Source organism: uncultured Porphyromonas sp. (genome assembly GCF_902489635.1).
Classification (GTDB): domain Bacteria; phylum Bacteroidota; class Bacteroidia; order Bacteroidales; family Porphyromonadaceae; genus Porphyromonas.
Map to the genome: position 1 here is coordinate 78064 of NZ_CABUAN010000001.1, position 15716 is coordinate 93779.

At 53.4% G+C, this 15716-nt stretch carries 15 protein-coding genes; 14 read left to right on the forward strand and 1 reads right to left on the reverse strand.

From position 1 onward, the window contains the following. Window positions 1–8: 8 nt before the first annotated feature. Window positions 9–1541 (reverse strand): glutamate--tRNA ligase, encoded by a 1533-nt coding sequence (gene gltX, locus RDM37_RS00305; RefSeq protein ID WP_308554150.1) that lies wholly within the window; start codon window positions 1539–1541, stop codon window positions 9–11. 249 nt (window positions 1542–1790) lie between these two features. Between gltX and serB the strand changes: the two genes are divergently transcribed. From serB to RDM37_RS00375, 14 genes are all read left to right on the forward strand, one after another. Next, on the forward strand, window positions 1791–3080 hold the full coding sequence (gene serB, locus RDM37_RS00310) for a phosphoserine phosphatase SerB (RefSeq protein ID WP_308554152.1): 1290 nt from the start codon (window positions 1791–1793) through the stop codon (window positions 3078–3080). Window positions 3081–3109: 29 nt separating this feature from the next. Continuing rightward, window positions 3110–3430: a Dabb family protein gene (locus RDM37_RS00315; RefSeq protein ID WP_308554154.1), complete on the forward strand. Its 321-nt coding sequence runs from the start codon at window positions 3110–3112 to the stop codon at window positions 3428–3430. A 4-nt stretch (window positions 3431–3434) separates the two neighbouring features. Then, window positions 3435–4400, forward strand: coding sequence for a peptide-methionine (R)-S-oxide reductase MsrB (msrB, locus tag RDM37_RS00320; protein WP_308554157.1), 966 nt, complete (start codon window positions 3435–3437; stop codon window positions 4398–4400). A gap of 2 nt (window positions 4401–4402) precedes the next feature. Further along, window positions 4403–5656 carry a glycosyltransferase gene (locus tag RDM37_RS00325; protein ID WP_308554159.1) on the forward strand — a complete coding sequence of 418 codons (1254 nt, stop codon included), beginning with the start codon at window positions 4403–4405 and terminating at the stop codon, window positions 5654–5656. After that, window positions 5653–6381, forward strand: coding sequence for a glycosyltransferase family 2 protein (locus RDM37_RS00330; RefSeq protein ID WP_308554161.1), 729 nt, complete (start codon window positions 5653–5655; stop codon window positions 6379–6381). Before RDM37_RS00325 ends, RDM37_RS00330 begins: the two co-directional genes overlap by 4 nt. Before the next feature lie 632 nt (window positions 6382–7013). Beyond that, a complete protein-coding gene (lon, locus tag RDM37_RS00335) occupies window positions 7014–9482 on the forward strand; it encodes an endopeptidase La (protein ID WP_308554163.1) in 2469 nt (822 codons plus the stop codon). A gap of 28 nt (window positions 9483–9510) precedes the next feature. Then, on the forward strand, window positions 9511–10047 hold the full coding sequence (locus RDM37_RS00340) for a DUF1599 domain-containing protein (protein ID WP_308554165.1): 537 nt from the start codon (window positions 9511–9513) through the stop codon (window positions 10045–10047). A gap of 31 nt (window positions 10048–10078) precedes the next feature. Beyond that, window positions 10079–11377: a BT_3928 family protein gene (locus tag RDM37_RS00345; protein ID WP_308554167.1), complete on the forward strand. Its 1299-nt coding sequence runs from the start codon at window positions 10079–10081 to the stop codon at window positions 11375–11377. Between the two features lie 16 nt (window positions 11378–11393). Next, a complete protein-coding gene (tpiA, locus tag RDM37_RS00350; RefSeq protein WP_308554169.1) occupies window positions 11394–12158 on the forward strand; it encodes a triose-phosphate isomerase in 765 nt (254 codons plus the stop codon). A 44-nt stretch (window positions 12159–12202) separates the two neighbouring features. Further along, complete coding sequence (locus tag RDM37_RS00355; protein ID WP_308554171.1) at window positions 12203–12625, forward strand: SPOR domain-containing protein; 423 nt, start codon at window positions 12203–12205, stop codon at window positions 12623–12625. Window positions 12626–12774: 149 nt separating this feature from the next. Further along, window positions 12775–13317, forward strand: a complete 543-nt coding sequence (gene folE / locus RDM37_RS00360) for a GTP cyclohydrolase I FolE (RefSeq protein ID WP_308554172.1) — start codon at window positions 12775–12777, stop codon at window positions 13315–13317. A gap of 42 nt (window positions 13318–13359) precedes the next feature. Continuing rightward, window positions 13360–13905, forward strand: coding sequence for a hypothetical protein (locus tag RDM37_RS00365; RefSeq protein ID WP_308554174.1), 546 nt, complete (start codon window positions 13360–13362; stop codon window positions 13903–13905). 19 nt (window positions 13906–13924) lie between these two features. After that, window positions 13925–14896 (forward strand): tRNA (adenosine(37)-N6)-dimethylallyltransferase MiaA, encoded by a 972-nt coding sequence (gene miaA / locus RDM37_RS00370; RefSeq protein WP_308554176.1) that lies wholly within the window; start codon window positions 13925–13927, stop codon window positions 14894–14896. Beyond that, the gene (locus RDM37_RS00375; protein ID WP_308554178.1) at window positions 14893–15696 is read left to right on the forward strand and encodes a DNA repair protein RadC; all 804 of its coding nucleotides are present in this window, start codon (window positions 14893–14895) and stop codon (window positions 15694–15696) included. Before miaA ends, RDM37_RS00375 begins: the two co-directional genes overlap by 4 nt. Window positions 15697–15716 lie beyond the last annotated feature (20 nt).

Genomic DNA, 15716 nt, shown 5'->3' on the forward strand with positions numbered 1-15716 from the left:
CCATGTAGCTATAGCTTGATCTCCTCTATAGCGTGTTGCATACGTCGTACGCTCTCGGGGATGCCCAGCAGGTATATGATCTCATGAATACGTGCGCCACGTGGTGCTCCCACCAGTGCCATACGTATACCGTTCATCACCTTACCCATAGGTAGCTCATCACCATTGATCTTGTCGTAGAGAGCCTGCTCGATCGTGTCTAGTGATGCTTCACTCGGGAGTCCCTCGAGGAGGGTGATCATCTGCTGTAAGTAGCCAGGTGTCTCTGCCTTCCAGTGCTTCTTGAGTCCCTTAGCGTCGTACTCGGTGGGAGCTACGAAGAAGTAAAGCACCTCGGGGAGTAAGTCGGGCAACAGTTGCGCCTTATCACGGACCGTCAGGAGTACATCTCCGAGCAACTCATCCGAAGGATTCAAGCCACGCTCGCTGAGAGCTGGGCGTATATAAGCTATGAGACGCTCTACGGGGACGAGCTGTATGTACTGGTGGTTGAACCACTTGGCCTTTTCAAAGTCAAAGCGAGCACCGCTCTTGCTACAACGATCTAGCGAGAAAGCTGAGATCAGCTCAGACGAGATAGACTTTTGCGGATCTGCAAAAAGCTCTTGATCGGTACCGGGATTCCACCCTAGTAGTGCTAAGAAGTTGTTCACAGCCTCTGGCAGGTAACCCTGCTCACGATAGCCCATCGATATAGAGCCATCCTCCGGACTGCGCCACTCTAGCGGGAAAACTGGGAAGCCCAGCTTATCCCCATCGCGCTTACTCAGCTTACCACTACCCTGAGGCTTCAGGAGGAGCGATAGGTGTGCAAACTGAGGCATCGAGTCCTGCCAGCCAAAAGCCTCATAAAGCAAAACATGCAGCGGTGCACTAGGGAGCCACTCCTCGCCACGGATCACATGCGTGATCTGCATCAAGTGGTCATCGACGATATTGGCTAGATGGTAGGTAGGCAGGTCGTCTGCACTCTTGTAGAGGACTTTGTCGTCTAGCTGCGTGGAGCTGATGACCACCTTGCCACGGATCAAGTCATCGACCTCAACCTCGCGGTCGGGGTCTACCTTAAAGCGCACCACATACTCCTCACCAGACTCTAGCAGACGAGTCACCTCCTCGCTAGGTAGCGAGAGGCTATTGCGCATCTTAGAGCGGGTAGAGGCGTCATAGCTAAAGTTGGGCATCTCTTCGCGAGCCTGCTCTAGCTCCTCCACGGTATCAAAGGCATAGTACGCTGCGCCACGCTCTATGAGCTGCTGCACATACTCCCGATAGATGTCCCGCCTCTCACTCTGACGATAGGGGCCGTAAGGCTGATTGGTACTACCGATCCCCTCGTCGATCTCTATCCCTAGCCACTGTAGAGCCTCGATGATGTAATCTTCAGCTCCAGGCACAAAGCGCTTGCTATCCGTATCCTCTATACGCAGCACCATAGTGCCACCATGATGACGTGCGAAGAGATAATTAAAGAGTGCTGTCCGCACGCCTCCGATGTGTAGGGGACCCGTGGGACTAGGCGCAAATCTAACTCGAACCATTGCTGTTACTATTTATTACTATTGTCTGCTGCTTACTCAGCCCTTTAGTTTGTTTCTGTATTAGTAGCACACAAGCTTAGAGAGCTCCTTGTGCCGATTCTTTATAAACGTGCCACAAAGATAGTAAAAAGTGAGGTCTCACTCTACTAGTTCGGCTGTGCAACATCGAAAAGCGACAAGAGTTTGGATTTTTCACTACCTTTGGAGAGCTAAAACCATTATGTTAACGACTTATCTTAACCTAATCAGATGAACACACCATTACTAAATGCTCAGGGCAAACTAATGCTAGCGACCATACAGGGCTACGATCGCCCAGGCGTGACCGCTTCGCTCATGAGCATCCTCGCAGAGCATGGCGCATATATCCTAGACATCGGCCAGTCCGACATACATAGTCACCTCAACCTGGGCATCCTCTTCCAGATGAACGAGAATGACTCAGGCTCTGTACTGAAGGATCTACTCTTCAAGGGGTACGAACTTGATGTACAGATACGCTTTACCCCTATCTCTACAAACGAATATGGAGAGTGGGTCAATGCCCAAGGCAAAAATCGCTACATCATCACCGTCGTAGCGCGCAAGATGACAGCTGAGATGCTATCGGCTGTGGCTGGCGCGGCTGCCGATCAGGGGCTTAACATTGATAACATCCGCCGCCTCACGGGTCGTATTCCGCTAGACCCAATGCAGCAGGCACCGATGGCGAGCATCGAGTTCTCCATGCGTGGCAATATCAAGGATGTTCACACCTTCCAGCTAGACCTCCTACAGATGAGTGGCGAGCTTGATATGGACATATCCTTCCAGAGGGAGAGTATGTTTCGCCGTATGCGTCGCCTGATCTGCTTCGATATGGACTCGACACTGATTCAGACCGAGGTGATCGACGAGCTGGCTATGAGAGCTGGCGTGGGCGACCAAGTCAAGGCAATCACCGAGCGAGCTATGCGCGGTGAGATAGACTTCATCGAGAGCTTTACAGAGCGTGTCGCTCTGCTCAAGGGGCTCGACGTCTCTGTCATGGAGGATATAGCGCACCACCTCCCCATTACCGAAGGGTGTGAGCGACTCATGCGCACGCTCAAGGTGATGGGCTACAAGACCGCCATCCTCTCAGGAGGCTTCACCTACTTCGGCCATTACTTGCAGAAGAAGTTTGACATAGACTATGTCTACGCCAACGAGCTAGAGGTGGCCGATGGCAAGCTCACGGGTCGCTACGTAGGCGACGTGGTCGATGGGCGACGCAAGGCTGACCTGCTTCGCTTGATCGCTCAGGTAGAGCGTGTGGACCTCATGCAGACGGTAGCTGTAGGCGATGGTGCCAACGATCTACCTATGCTCTCGCTCGCTGGACTAGGTATCGCTTTCCACGCTAAGCCCAAGGTCAAGGCAAGTGCCGAGCAGCGCATCTCGTCTGTCGGTCTCGATGGCATCCTTTACTTCCTTGGCTACAAGGACTCGCTCTTTGATGAGCAGATGATCGAGTGCATGAAGGATGGCACCTGCTCGACACTCTTCCCCAAAAACTAATCGTCTAACCCTTTACTCCCCCATAATACATGATACGTCATTGCGTCATCTTCACGCTACAACTACCAGGCTCCGCTGAGGAGCAGCAGGCTCATCTGAAGAAGATCGAGCAACTCCTCGAAGACCTCCCCGAGCAGATCCTCGAGCTGGAGTCGATGGAAGTCTTCTTCAACTGCAACCCCAGCGAGGAGTCTACCTTCATGCTTCAAGCTGATGTAGATGATCTAGAGGCTCTCTCGGCTTATGCCACACACCCCGCTCATGTCCAGATAGTAAATGACCTTATCAAGCCGTACAAAGTGGGTCGCACTTGCATTGATTATAAGTTGCACGACCATTATCCTCACTAACGCTATGTGTAGAGAAACCGCACAGCCTCAAGAGCTAGACACCGTCTACCTCGCTGGGGGGTGCTTCTGGGGTATGCAAGCCTTCTTTGAGGAGGTCGACGGAGTCATCTCTACCGAGGTAGGCTATGCCAATGGCACGCTCAGTCGGCAGCCCTCTTACGAAGAGGTCTGTACAGGCGAAACGGGCTTTGCAGAGACACTGCAGGTAGTTTACGACGCAGGGCGTGTACCGCTCAGCTTTATCCTAGAGCGCTACTTCACCGTCATCAACCCCACCACGCTCAACCGCCAAGGAGCCGACCAAGGCACGCAGTACCGAACCGGTATCTACTATACGAAGAAGGAGCAGCGACCGATCATTGAGAAGGCGCTCACTTCGCTACAGCAGGCTTATGCCGACTCCGTCGTGGTCGAGTGCAAACCTTTGGACAATTACTACCCCGCTGAGCAATACCATCAGGAGTATCTGCGCAAGAACCCGGGAGGCTACTGTCATATCGGCCGTACGCAGATAGCGCGTGAGAGCTACGTACGCTACGTAGACCACGAGGCACTTCGCAAGCGTCTCACGCCGATGCAGTATCACGTGACGCAGGAGGCTGGCACGGAGCCTCCCTTTGACAATGAGTACTACGACCTCACTGAGGCGGGTATCTACGTGGACGTTGTCTCTGGCAAGCCACTCTTTCTCAGCTTAGACAAGTTTGACTCAGGTTGCGGTTGGCCTGCCTTTGCGAAGCCTATTGACGACCAACTGATCAAGGAGTCGACCGACCGCTCACACGGCATGGTGCGTACGGAGGTGCGTAGCAAAGACTCGGACGCTCACCTCGGGCACCTCTTTGAGGATGGCCCCGTCGAACTAGGCGGACTGCGCTACTGTATCAATAGTGCTGCGCTGCGCTTCATTCCCCTAGACAGCCTAGAGGCTGAGGGGTATGGCGACTACCTGCGCTACTTCAAGAAGTAACTGTGACAAGGGTCCTACACCTCAGCACTTATGGGGCTAATAGCGGTGCTGGCATCGCAGCACTACGACTGCTAGAGGCTGAGCGGAGTTACGGCTTAGGGGCTGAGCTACTGCTCATGGCTCCGAACTTGGAGACCCTAGCTGGGGTGCACGCCCTTGGCAATGATCGGAGACTTTACCGAGCTTGGCAATGTAAGCTCTGGAGCGAGCGCGCCATCGTTGCCCTGCTCAACGGCTTCAACCGTGAGCAAACTTTCAAAACATCTCTAGGCCGACTCGGCATCTCTATGCGTGCCCTGCGCCCCTACCTCGCAAAGGTGGATCTCATCCATCTGCACTGGACGCAGCACGCCTTCCTCTCGCTCCGCACCCTCGAGGAGCTCTGCAAGCTCGGGCTACCCGTCGTAATCACACTCCATGACTATTGGTGGGCGCAGGGCATCGAGCAGATGGCGACTAAGCCTGGCGAACTGTCAGCCCCCCTGCGCCGACTAGACCGACAAGTTCGGCAGCGCAAAGCGGAGCTAATGGCGCACTACCCTATTCACTGGGTCACTGTCTCCAGTAACCTTGCCAATGAGGTGTCACGCTCCCCCATCGTACCCCGCCTAGGCATCAGCACCATCGGCAACGTCCTCTCCGATCAGTACTATCAGCAGGCACAGAGCCAAGGAAGCCGAACCACCAATGAGCAGGCACCTTATCAGATTCTCTTCGTAGCGACGCGTGTGGACGACCCGATCAAAGGGTGGAGCTACCTCACCGAAGCCATGCGACAACTCGCCGATCTGGCAGGCGAGCAGAGAGCGCAAATGCGACTCACACTCGTCGGCGCCCTCTCCGACCGCACACTCCTCAAGCAGATCCCCATCCCCGTAAAGCATCTGGGCAACATTTCCGATGCGGAGCGACTACGCTCACTTTACGCTGAGAGCTCCGTCCTCATCTCAACCAGCGAGCGCGAGAGTTTTGGCCAGACACTCCTAGAGTCACTTGCCTGCGGTACGCCCGTCATTGCCAGAGACTCGGGAGGTCCCGCAGATATAGTCATCGATGGAGTCAATGGAGCCCTCGTGGCGCACGACAAACCGCAAGAGATGGCGACCGCTCTCTGGCAGCACTTCACCGAAGCCACAGCTTATCAGCCCGAAGCGTGCCGAGCATCTGCCCTGCGCTTTGCCCCCACCGCTATTGCCCAGCAGTATGCCCAGCTTTACGCACAGTTAATAGATGACACCCAGCGAGCAAACTCATGACCACCACGCCCCTACTAACCATCATCACCATCTGCTACAATGCGGAGGCAACCATAGCACCCACGCTGCGTAGCCTTGCCGAGCAAAGTGACCAGAGCTTTGAGTACCTCGTCATAGACGGAGCTTCCCAAGACAAGACGCTCTCGCTCGTCCAGACACTCTACCCTCGTGCTACCGTCCACTCCGAGCCCGATCATGGGCTATACGATGCGATGAATAAAGGGTTGCGTCATGCCACCGGCACCTACATTTGGTATCTCAATGCGGGCGATACGCTCCGCACGCCCGACACGGTCCGCACCGTCTGCGCTACTCTTGAGACGCACCAGCCCGACCTCCTCTATGGCGACACGATGATTGTAGACGGTGCTTACCAAGACCTCCATCCTCGTCGGTTGCGCCCGCCCCATCAGTTGACGCAGCACTCCTTTGCCAATGGTATGCTCATCTGCCACCAAGCTTTCATACCACGACGCAAGCTCGCTCCGCTCTACGACCTGCGCTATCGCTACTCGGCAGACTACGACTGGTGCATCAACATCATCGACGCCATCCATAGCCAGTACCGCATCGACGACTATCTCGTCAACTACCTCAACGAGGGGGTCACCACACGCAACCACCGCGCCTCGCTCCTCGAGCGGCTCCGCATCATGGCTCGGCGGTACGGCTGGTTCACCGCCCTGACACGACACGTCAGCTTCCTCTTCTGTCGTCAGCGATAAGAGTGGCTTCATAGCCCCTGCTGTCACAATTGCAGAGCAAACTATCTGCAACTTATGTCCATGACGCAAGAGACGTCAGGGTGGACTCATTATATATAGTGTGTCAGCCCCGCCCTCTAACCTCTAACCTCTAGTCTCCATTTACATATCTTTACGGGGAAATTCGTCCGATTCCCTCCTTTCTCGAATATCCACGTGGAGAATCTCAAATCTCCACGTGGATATTTTTTCTTCCCCACGTGGGGGCGAATCATTTCTTCCGAAGTTTCATTTCATTCCTCCGAAGTTTCATTTCATTCCTCCGAAGAATTTTTTATTCTCCACCTGGAGATTTCGAAATATCCACGTGGAAATCAGTTTTCCCCGACACAGCACCGTTTTGATATGTATTCGACTCTAAATTATCGTAACGAGCTGGCGTCGAATTTGCCCAATCAGGGCTGATGTATTATAATTGCTCTTTTAGGAGCTACAGATAACAACCAGCGAGAAATAGAGAGGCAGATGAGGTCATCGTATCTAATGCGTCAGCCCTGTTGAAGCCCGTCCCTCCTCCCGCCTAGTCGGATAAATGTGGTATATTTGCAAACAATACAAGCAGATTTGCGCAATAGATAGCTAATATCGCTTATATGAAAGAAGACAATTACGACTTTGTAGAGACCGACCTGCCCAACGTTGGACCTGGGGGCATGGTCATTCCTCTGCCGAACGTTATAGATGAAAATGAGATACTTGACGATGAGCATGACGCTCTTCTGTCACCACTGTTAGGAAGCACCTATCCCGTGCTACCTGTCTTTAATGCCGTCCTCTTTCCCTGCGTCTTGCAGGCAGTCATGTTGACTGAGGACAAGCAGATAGACGCCGTGAGCAACGCCATGTCCAAGGGACAATATATCGTTGCCACGACTTACATAGGATCAGACCCCGACACCCCCATCACACCAGGCTCTCTCGCCAAAGAGGGTGTACTCTGTATCGTCGAGGATATGATCCACCCCTCGCCAGACAATGTCGTAGCGATCATACGAGGCATCATACGTATCCACACCAGCAACTATACGCAGACGAACCCTTACCTGCGCTGCAGGGTTGAGTCTCCACTCGAATTACCTCATTCGGAAAGGGATCTGACGAACGACACGGAGCTTTTTGTCGCTTTCAACAAGCTGCGCTATGAGCTGATTGAACTGGTCAAAATGCGACGCATGGAGGGCGCTGAGGACTTTGTCGAGGCACTCAATGCTCAAAACAACCTCCCCTTCCTGATCAACTTTACCCCTGCTTATCTCTCTCTAACTCCTAGGGCTAAGCTGGAGCTACTCAAGATCTCCGACACGAAGCATCTCGTTATGGAGCTGATCTCCTACGTACGTCAGACGAACGAGTTGGTACAGATTAATGAGAAGATCGCAAAGCAGACCCAGTCGGACATGGACGAGATGCAGCGCAAGCACTTCTTAGAGCAGCAGATACGCACCATTAGAGAGGAGCTAGGCGAGAGCGACTTTGCCGACCAAACCATTGAGGAGCTACGTGAGGCAGCTACGAAGAAGAAGTGGAGTGAAGCGGTACAGAAGACCTTCGACCGTGAGCTAGGCAACCTAGAGCGCATCCCGACACAGGCTCCCGAATACTCCATACAGCTACAGTACCTGCGTCTGATGATCGACCTACCATGGCAGGAGTATAGCCAGGATCAGTTTGACCTCAAGCATGCGGAGGAGATACTAAACCGTGACCACTTCGGTCTAGAGCGTGTCAAGGAGCGTATCCTAGAGCATCTAGCCGTCATCAAGCTCAAGAACGATCTCAAGTCCCCGATACTCTGTCTCTATGGTCCTCCTGGTGTGGGTAAGACTTCGCTGGGCAAGAGCATCGCCGAGAGCCTCGGACGTAAGTATGTGCGCATCTCCCTCGGAGGTCTGCACGATGAGGCGGAGATACGTGGACACCGACGCACCTATATAGGAGCGATGTGCGGACGTATCATAGACAGCATCAAGAAGGCGGGCACAGGCAATCCCGTCTTCGTACTAGACGAGATAGACAAGATCTCTTCGGACTACAAGGGCGACCCCGCAGCCGCACTCCTAGAGGTGCTAGATCCGGAACAGAATGTGGCCTTCCATGATAACTACCTAGACGTAGACTATGACCTGAGTAAGGTACTCTTCATAGCTACCGCGAATACGCTCAGCACTATCTCTCGTCCGCTCCTAGATCGTATGGAGCTGATTCAGGTGTCGGGCTATCTGCTGGAGGAGAAGGTCGAGATAGCTCATCGTCATCTCGTACCTAAGGAGCTGGAGGCGCACGGACTAACGAGCGAGCAGTTTGCCATAGACACAGCTGCGCTAACCTATCTCATCGAGGGCTATACCCGAGAGAGTGGCGTGAGGTCGCTACAGAAGAACCTCGCAGCACTCATGCGTAAGCAGGCTAAGCGTGTCGCCATGGGACAGAAGTACAGCGTGCAGATCACTCCTGAGATCATACAGCAAGACCTACGCACACCACCCTACACACGAGACATCTGGCAAGACTTTGGCATGCCAGGCATCGTCACGGGTCTAGCGTGGACTGAGGTGGGTGGCGAGATACTTTTCATCGAGAGCTCCACACATCGTGGTAAGGAGGGCAAGGTGACACTCACGGGCAACCTAGGAGATGTGATGAAAGAGAGTGCCGTCATAGCTCTAGACTATATCAAGGCACACTGCGAGGAGCTGCAGATACCTGAGAGCACCTTTGACAAGCTGGAGATACACCTACACGTCCCCGAGGGAGCTATCCCCAAGGATGGCCCGAGTGCTGGTATCACCATGGCCACCTCGCTGGTTTCGACCTTGACCAGGCGCACGGTGAAGCCTCGCATCGCTATGAGCGGCGAGATAACGCTCACAGGGCGTGTACTCCCCGTAGGAGGCATCAAGGAGAAGATCTTAGCAGCCAAGCGGGCTGGTGTCAAGACGCTGATCCTGAGCAAAGAAAATGAGAAGGACATCCTAGACATCAAGCCTATATACATTGAGGGCTTGACCTTCTCCTATGTAGAGACGATCAAGGAGGTGCTAGACCTTGCTCTCAACGACTAGCCCCCTTCACCCTAAAGCTTTAGAGTCTATGAATACAGAGCAGCAGTATCATCAGGTAGTTGCAGAGTGTAGGACGCTTTTCGCCCAAAAGCTACACGACTATGGAGCTTCGTGGCGCATACTACGCCCCTCCTCACTCACAGATCAGATCATGATCAAGGCACTACGCATACGCTCCCTAGAGACCAAAGCGGAGCAACGTGTCGATGAGGATGTGGACAACGAATATATCGGTATCGTCAACTATGGCATCATCGGTCTCATACAGCTAGATCGCACACCGAGCGACAAGCCCGACTTATCGCCCGAAGAGGCACTCGAGCTATACGACCAGCTCATCGAGGAGACTTACCAGCTGATGGCCGACAAGAACCATGACTACGACGAGGCGTGGCGCAAGATGCGCATTAGCTCGATAACGGACATCATACTGACGAAGGTCTTCCGCACCAAGGAGATCGAAGACCTCGCCGGCAAGACCCTCGTGAGCGAAGGCATAGCGGCTAACTACCAGGATATGATAAACTACGCTATCTTTGCATTGATCAAGTTACGCTTTGACTAAGGTATAGTATACGCCATTTATAGATAACCCTATGAGCCGTCAACGAGTCCAATATATCCTATCCGAACTCTCCCGCATCATACTAGTGGCTCTGCTACTCTTCTCGGGATTTGTCAAGGGAGTAGACCCTATGGGAGGGGCCATCAAGATAGAGGAGTACCTCAGAGTGATGGGGCTGGGGAGCTGGAGAGCTATGGCTCCGGCTCTTTCGGTCGCACTCTGCTCCTTTGAATTTCTCCTCGGGGCTTTTCTCTTAATGGGACTGTGGAGGAGGATCACAGTATGGGCTACCACTATCTTTATGGGCGTGATGACGCTCTTGACGCTCTATCTAGCTCTCTTTAACCCTATCAGCGATTGTGGATGCTTTGGTGATGCGCTCAAGCTCACCAACTGGCAGACCTTTGGTAAGAACGTCTTCTTCATGGCGATCACGATCGTTTACCTCCTGACCTATCGCAAGGCAAGTCGTCCTTTACGAGGCACAACAGCATTTGTGGCAGAGGCCTTACTCCTCTTAGGCTGGGGCATTTTCGTGGGAGGGAACTTAAGGCATCTACCGCTCATCGACTTTCGCCCCTACAAGATCGGAGCTTCGCTGCGAGAGCTGACCATGATCCCTGAAGACGCTCCTCAAGAGGAGATCGAGTACCTCTTTATCTATGAGAAGAATGGACTGCGGGAGACATTCAACATGGAGGACCTCCCCGACTCTACATGGACCTACATTGACCGCCAAGAGCGAGTCATCAAGGAGGGCTACAAGCCTCCCGTCATGGACTTTGCGATCTATGCCGGCGGCTCTCAGCAAGCGACAGAGCGTGAGGTAACCCAGACGATGCTACTCAATGAGAGTCCGCAGATATGGGTTATAACGCCAAACTGGGAGACGACGCCCATACAGATCGGGCGTAAGCTCAACGCACTCTATGACTGGGCCGAGTCTGTCGGCATCGCTATGTACGGCATCTCTGGCAGTACAGCCGAAGAGCGTGGACGCTGGCGCAATAAGACGGCAGCCGCCTACCCGCTCTACTTCTGCGATGGTACAATCATCAAGACCATGGCACGGGCTCAGCCCTCTGTCATGCTTATCTCTGACGGAGTCATCCTAGACAAGAAGGCGGCTCGAGACTTGCCTGACGAGTATACAGACAAGGATTACGAAAAGCTCTCCTCCATGCTACGACAAGCACCTCACGCAGGACTACACCTAGAGCGTTGGGGGCTCCTCGTTGCCTGGATAGTCTTTTGCCTTGTTATGCTGATCCAAAGCATCCAGTGGGAGGATAAGGCTAAGTACTCCGAGTATCAAATCAAGACTAAATAATCAATACACATATATCATGGACAAGAGAACACTCATCGTAGCTGGGAACTGGAAGATGAACATGACCCTCGACGCAGGGCTCCAGCTCATCACGGATATCAAAGAGCAGGTGGCAAAGCTCAACAATCCCTGCAAGGTAATCCTAGCTCCACCCTACATTCACCTAGGAGCGATGAAAGGACTACTCGCTGGGAGCAACATCGAGTACGCTGCGCAGGACTGCTCAGCACACGAGGCTGGAGCTTACACAGGTGAGGTATCTGCTGAGATGATACGCTCCTGTGGTTGTACCTACGTCATCATCGGGCACAGCGAGCGTCGTGCTTATCACAAGGAGAGTGCCGAGCTACTAGCTCAGAAGATCGATCAGGCTCTCGCTTATGGGCTGAAGGTCATCTTCTGCGTTGGCGAGCAGCAAGCAGAGCGTGAAGGCAATCGCTACTTCGAGGTAGTCGATGAGCAGCTACGTGGTTCCCTCGGTCATCTCTCACACGAGCAGATGGCGCAGATCGTCATCGCTTACGAGCCTGTATGGGCTATCGGCACAGGCTTGACAGCAACACCAGAGCAGGCGCAGGAGATGCACCAGCACATTCGTCAGACGGTAGCATCGCTCTTTGACCAGAAGCTCGCAGATCTCACTACGATCCTCTATGGTGGTAGCTGTAAGGCTTCAAACGCTGATGCTCTCTTCTCACAGCCCGACGTCGATGGCGGACTCATCGGAGGAGCTGCCCTCAAGGCTGATACATTCTTACCCATTATCACAGCAAACAAATGAGGCTTTTAGCGTCCATCAGGCATTCGCTCGTCCTACTCTTGAGTGTGACCATACTCTCTGGCTCACTTGTGGCACAGGAGCGCACTCAGGGGCAGGACATCTTTGCCCAGATAACGACACAAACCAGTGGGGGCCAGGTGACTATCACTCAGCCCAGCTGGTTGCGTGCTCTCGTGGGGAAGACCTTTCACGCCCCAGGTAGCGTCATCACAGGATATCGCATACAGATCTATACGAGCAATATGCGCGGAGCTAAGCAGGAGGCCTACCGCTTAGCCAGTCAGATAAGGGGGGCAGCGCCTGAGCTCTCTTCTTACGTCACTTATAGCGCACCCTTCTGGCGTCTATCGATCGGAGACTACTCTTCGCGACAAGAAGCTCAGCAGCAGCTCAATGCTCTGCGTGCCTCCCACCCACGCTTAATGCGAGAAGCATACATCGTGCGGGAGAAAGTGCGAGTACGCTGAGATTTACTCAGAGTAGCTACCCATAGACTTATCATCGAATTCTTTTTTCTGAAAACCATCTTACATACATGGAAGAGCCCCAGCACATATTACACACTGATCAAAACTACGTGGTCAACGACTTCCTACCTGATCCACAACTAGAGAGAATGAAAGAGCACGTCAAGGCACTCATCACAGAGCTAGGCGAAGACCCGACACGCGAAGGGCTGCTCAAGACTCCCGAGCGAGTCTCCAAGGCACTCCACTTTCTCACCAAGGGCTATCAGGAAGATCCCTTAGCGATCCTACGTGCTGCTACATTTAGAGAGGATTATCAGCAGATGGTCATCGTACGGGATATAGACTTTTACTCCCTCTGCGAGCATCACATGCTACCTTTCTTTGGCAAGGTACACGTAGGCTACATCCCCAACAAGTATATCACGGGGCTCAGCAAGATACCGCGTATCGTTGACGTCTTCGCCCGTCGCCTACAGGTACAGGAGCGACTGACCACACAGATCAAAGACTGCATCCAGCAGGCACTCTCACCATTAGGCGTCATCGTCGTCATCGAGGCTCAGCACATGTGTATGCAGATGCGTGGCGTACAGAAGCAAAACTCACTCACCACGACGAGCGACTTCACGGGAGCCTTCAAAGAGTCGAAGACTCGCGAGGAGTTTTTCAACCTAGTGCGTAGAGGTTAGCTGGGCATAGTCATTTAGTTCACACAGCACGACATTTTCTTTATGATACATCACTATCACGTAAGCTCCGAGGCTGAGGAGACCTTCTCTCTAGACTTTGAGATACAAGCTGATGCTACCTTTGCACAGCTTATGGATCTGCTGATCGACACGCTCGACTTCGATCCAGCATCGATTGGTATGTTTTACCTTTGCGATGATCGTTGGCAAAGTATAGGACAGGTAGCCTCCAGCGACTTCTTTGAGACCGATGCCGGCAATCAATATGAGATCGAAAGCTCTCGCCTAGAGGATCTACTTGACGAGACGGGAGCTCGGATGCGTTACCTCTATGATCTCTTTGAGGATCGCTATCTACGCCTTCAGCTAGTCAAGATACATAGTGGCTCGCTGTCCAGCCCTGAGATCATCTCTCTAGAGGGCAAGAAGCCTCGACAGACCGATCCCGATGAATTTGTTGGAGGTCTGGGCGGTGACGCGCTCTCTGGCGATGCTCCCTTAGGGATGATGGACGAAGCCTTCGACGAGGAGCTCTTTAACGCTGATGAACTCTCTAGCGATGGCTTTAGCATCGTAGATGAAGAGTAAGAGTTAGCTTTCCTCTCCGATGAGCGGCTGCCCTAGCAAACTAAAGGAGGTCTCCCCTACACTGATCGTACTCACAGGAGCTACAGGTGTAGGGAAGACCTCCTTTGCTATAGCAGTGGCGCATCATCTAGGCTCCCCCTCCCAGCCCCTACCTATCCTCTCGGCAGACTCTCGACAGATATATCGTGGCATGCCAATCGGCACCGCCACCCCAACGGAAGAAGAGCGGCGACTGGCTCCTCATTACTTCGTAGCGACCCATGAGATCACCGAGCAGTATAGTGCCGGACGCTATGAGCTGGAGGTGATGGAGTGCCTAGAGCAACTCTTTCGGGAGCAACCCGTCGTCATCCTTTGCGGTGGTTCTATGCTCTACATCGACGCTATCTGTAGTGGAATAGATGACATTCCCCCCGTTGATCCAGAGGTGCGAGCGCAACTTCACGAGCGTTATCAGAGAGAAGGGCTAGCAGGCATCCTCGCTGAGTTACAGCTCGTCGACCCGCTTTACTATAATAAGGTAGACCACTGCAATCATCGTCGTGTGATGCATGCGCTAGAGGTGTATCTCAGCAGCGGGGCACCACTCTCCTCCTACCACTCAGGCGAAGATGCCGAGCGTCCCTTCCGTCTGCTCACCTATGCCTTGACACGTCCCCGTGAGGAGCTCTACCAGCGGATCAACCAGCGCGTGGAGATGATGATCGAGGAGGGCTTGGTCGAGGAGGCCAAGACGCTCTACCCTCATCGACAGCTCAATGCGCTCAATACGGTAGGATACAAAGAGCTCTTCGCACACTTCGATGGGCAGTACGATCTGACAGAGGCGGTACGTCTCATACAGCGCAACAGTCGTCACTTCGCTCGCAAGCAACTCACCTGGCAGCGTCGTCATCCTGAGTTCGCTCCGATCGATCTCTCCACACCTTGGGAGCCCCTCCTAGAGCGCATCCAGCAAGACTTACTCACACAGCCACAGACCGATAGATGAAAGCAGACAAACCCCTTCAGCCAGCCAAGCCATTGTCCCAAAGCTCTACCAAAAACACCATCAAGCAGTGGAGCGAGGAGGATCGTCCTCGGGAGAAGCTCCTCAGACTTGGTGCTCGCAACCTCTCAGATGCTGAGTTGCTGGCTATCTTCATCAACTCTGGCACGGAGCAGGACACAGCTCTAGACCTAGCTAAGAAGCTTATGACTGGTCTAGATAACGATCTAGGTCGGCTCTTAGAAATAGACCATGCCTACCTCACTGGAAGCATACCTGGAGAAAAGAAAAAGCGATTTGCCGGACTAGGCGATGCACGCGCCTGCACCATACTAGCAGCCATCGAGCTGGGACGCAGACTACGAGACACACCACCTCCTCAGCGCACGCCGATCACCTGTAGCCTAGACGCTTACCGCGTTTTACGACGTCATCTCGAGGACTTAGATCATGAGGAGCTAAGGTGCCTTTACCTAGATGCTTCGGGACGAGTCATCAAGAATGTCTTAGTTTCCTCAGGAGGCGTCAGCCACGCTGTAGCCGATCTGCGACTCATCTTGGCTCCCGCTATCACGCTCTATGCCTCGGCGATCATCCTTGCGCACAATCACCCCACGGGTCACCTACAGCCCAGTGCCGAGGACATAGACCTCACCAAGCGAGTCAAGCAGGTAGCCTCTGTCTGCAACATACGTCTCAACGACCACCTCATCCTCGGTCGTTACCACGCTTCAGTCACCTCTGATGGTGAGCGGTCGCACTATCTGAGCTTTGCGGATAGTGGTATGCTCGCATCGATCTAGCTCCACACTTGCGGTAAAAG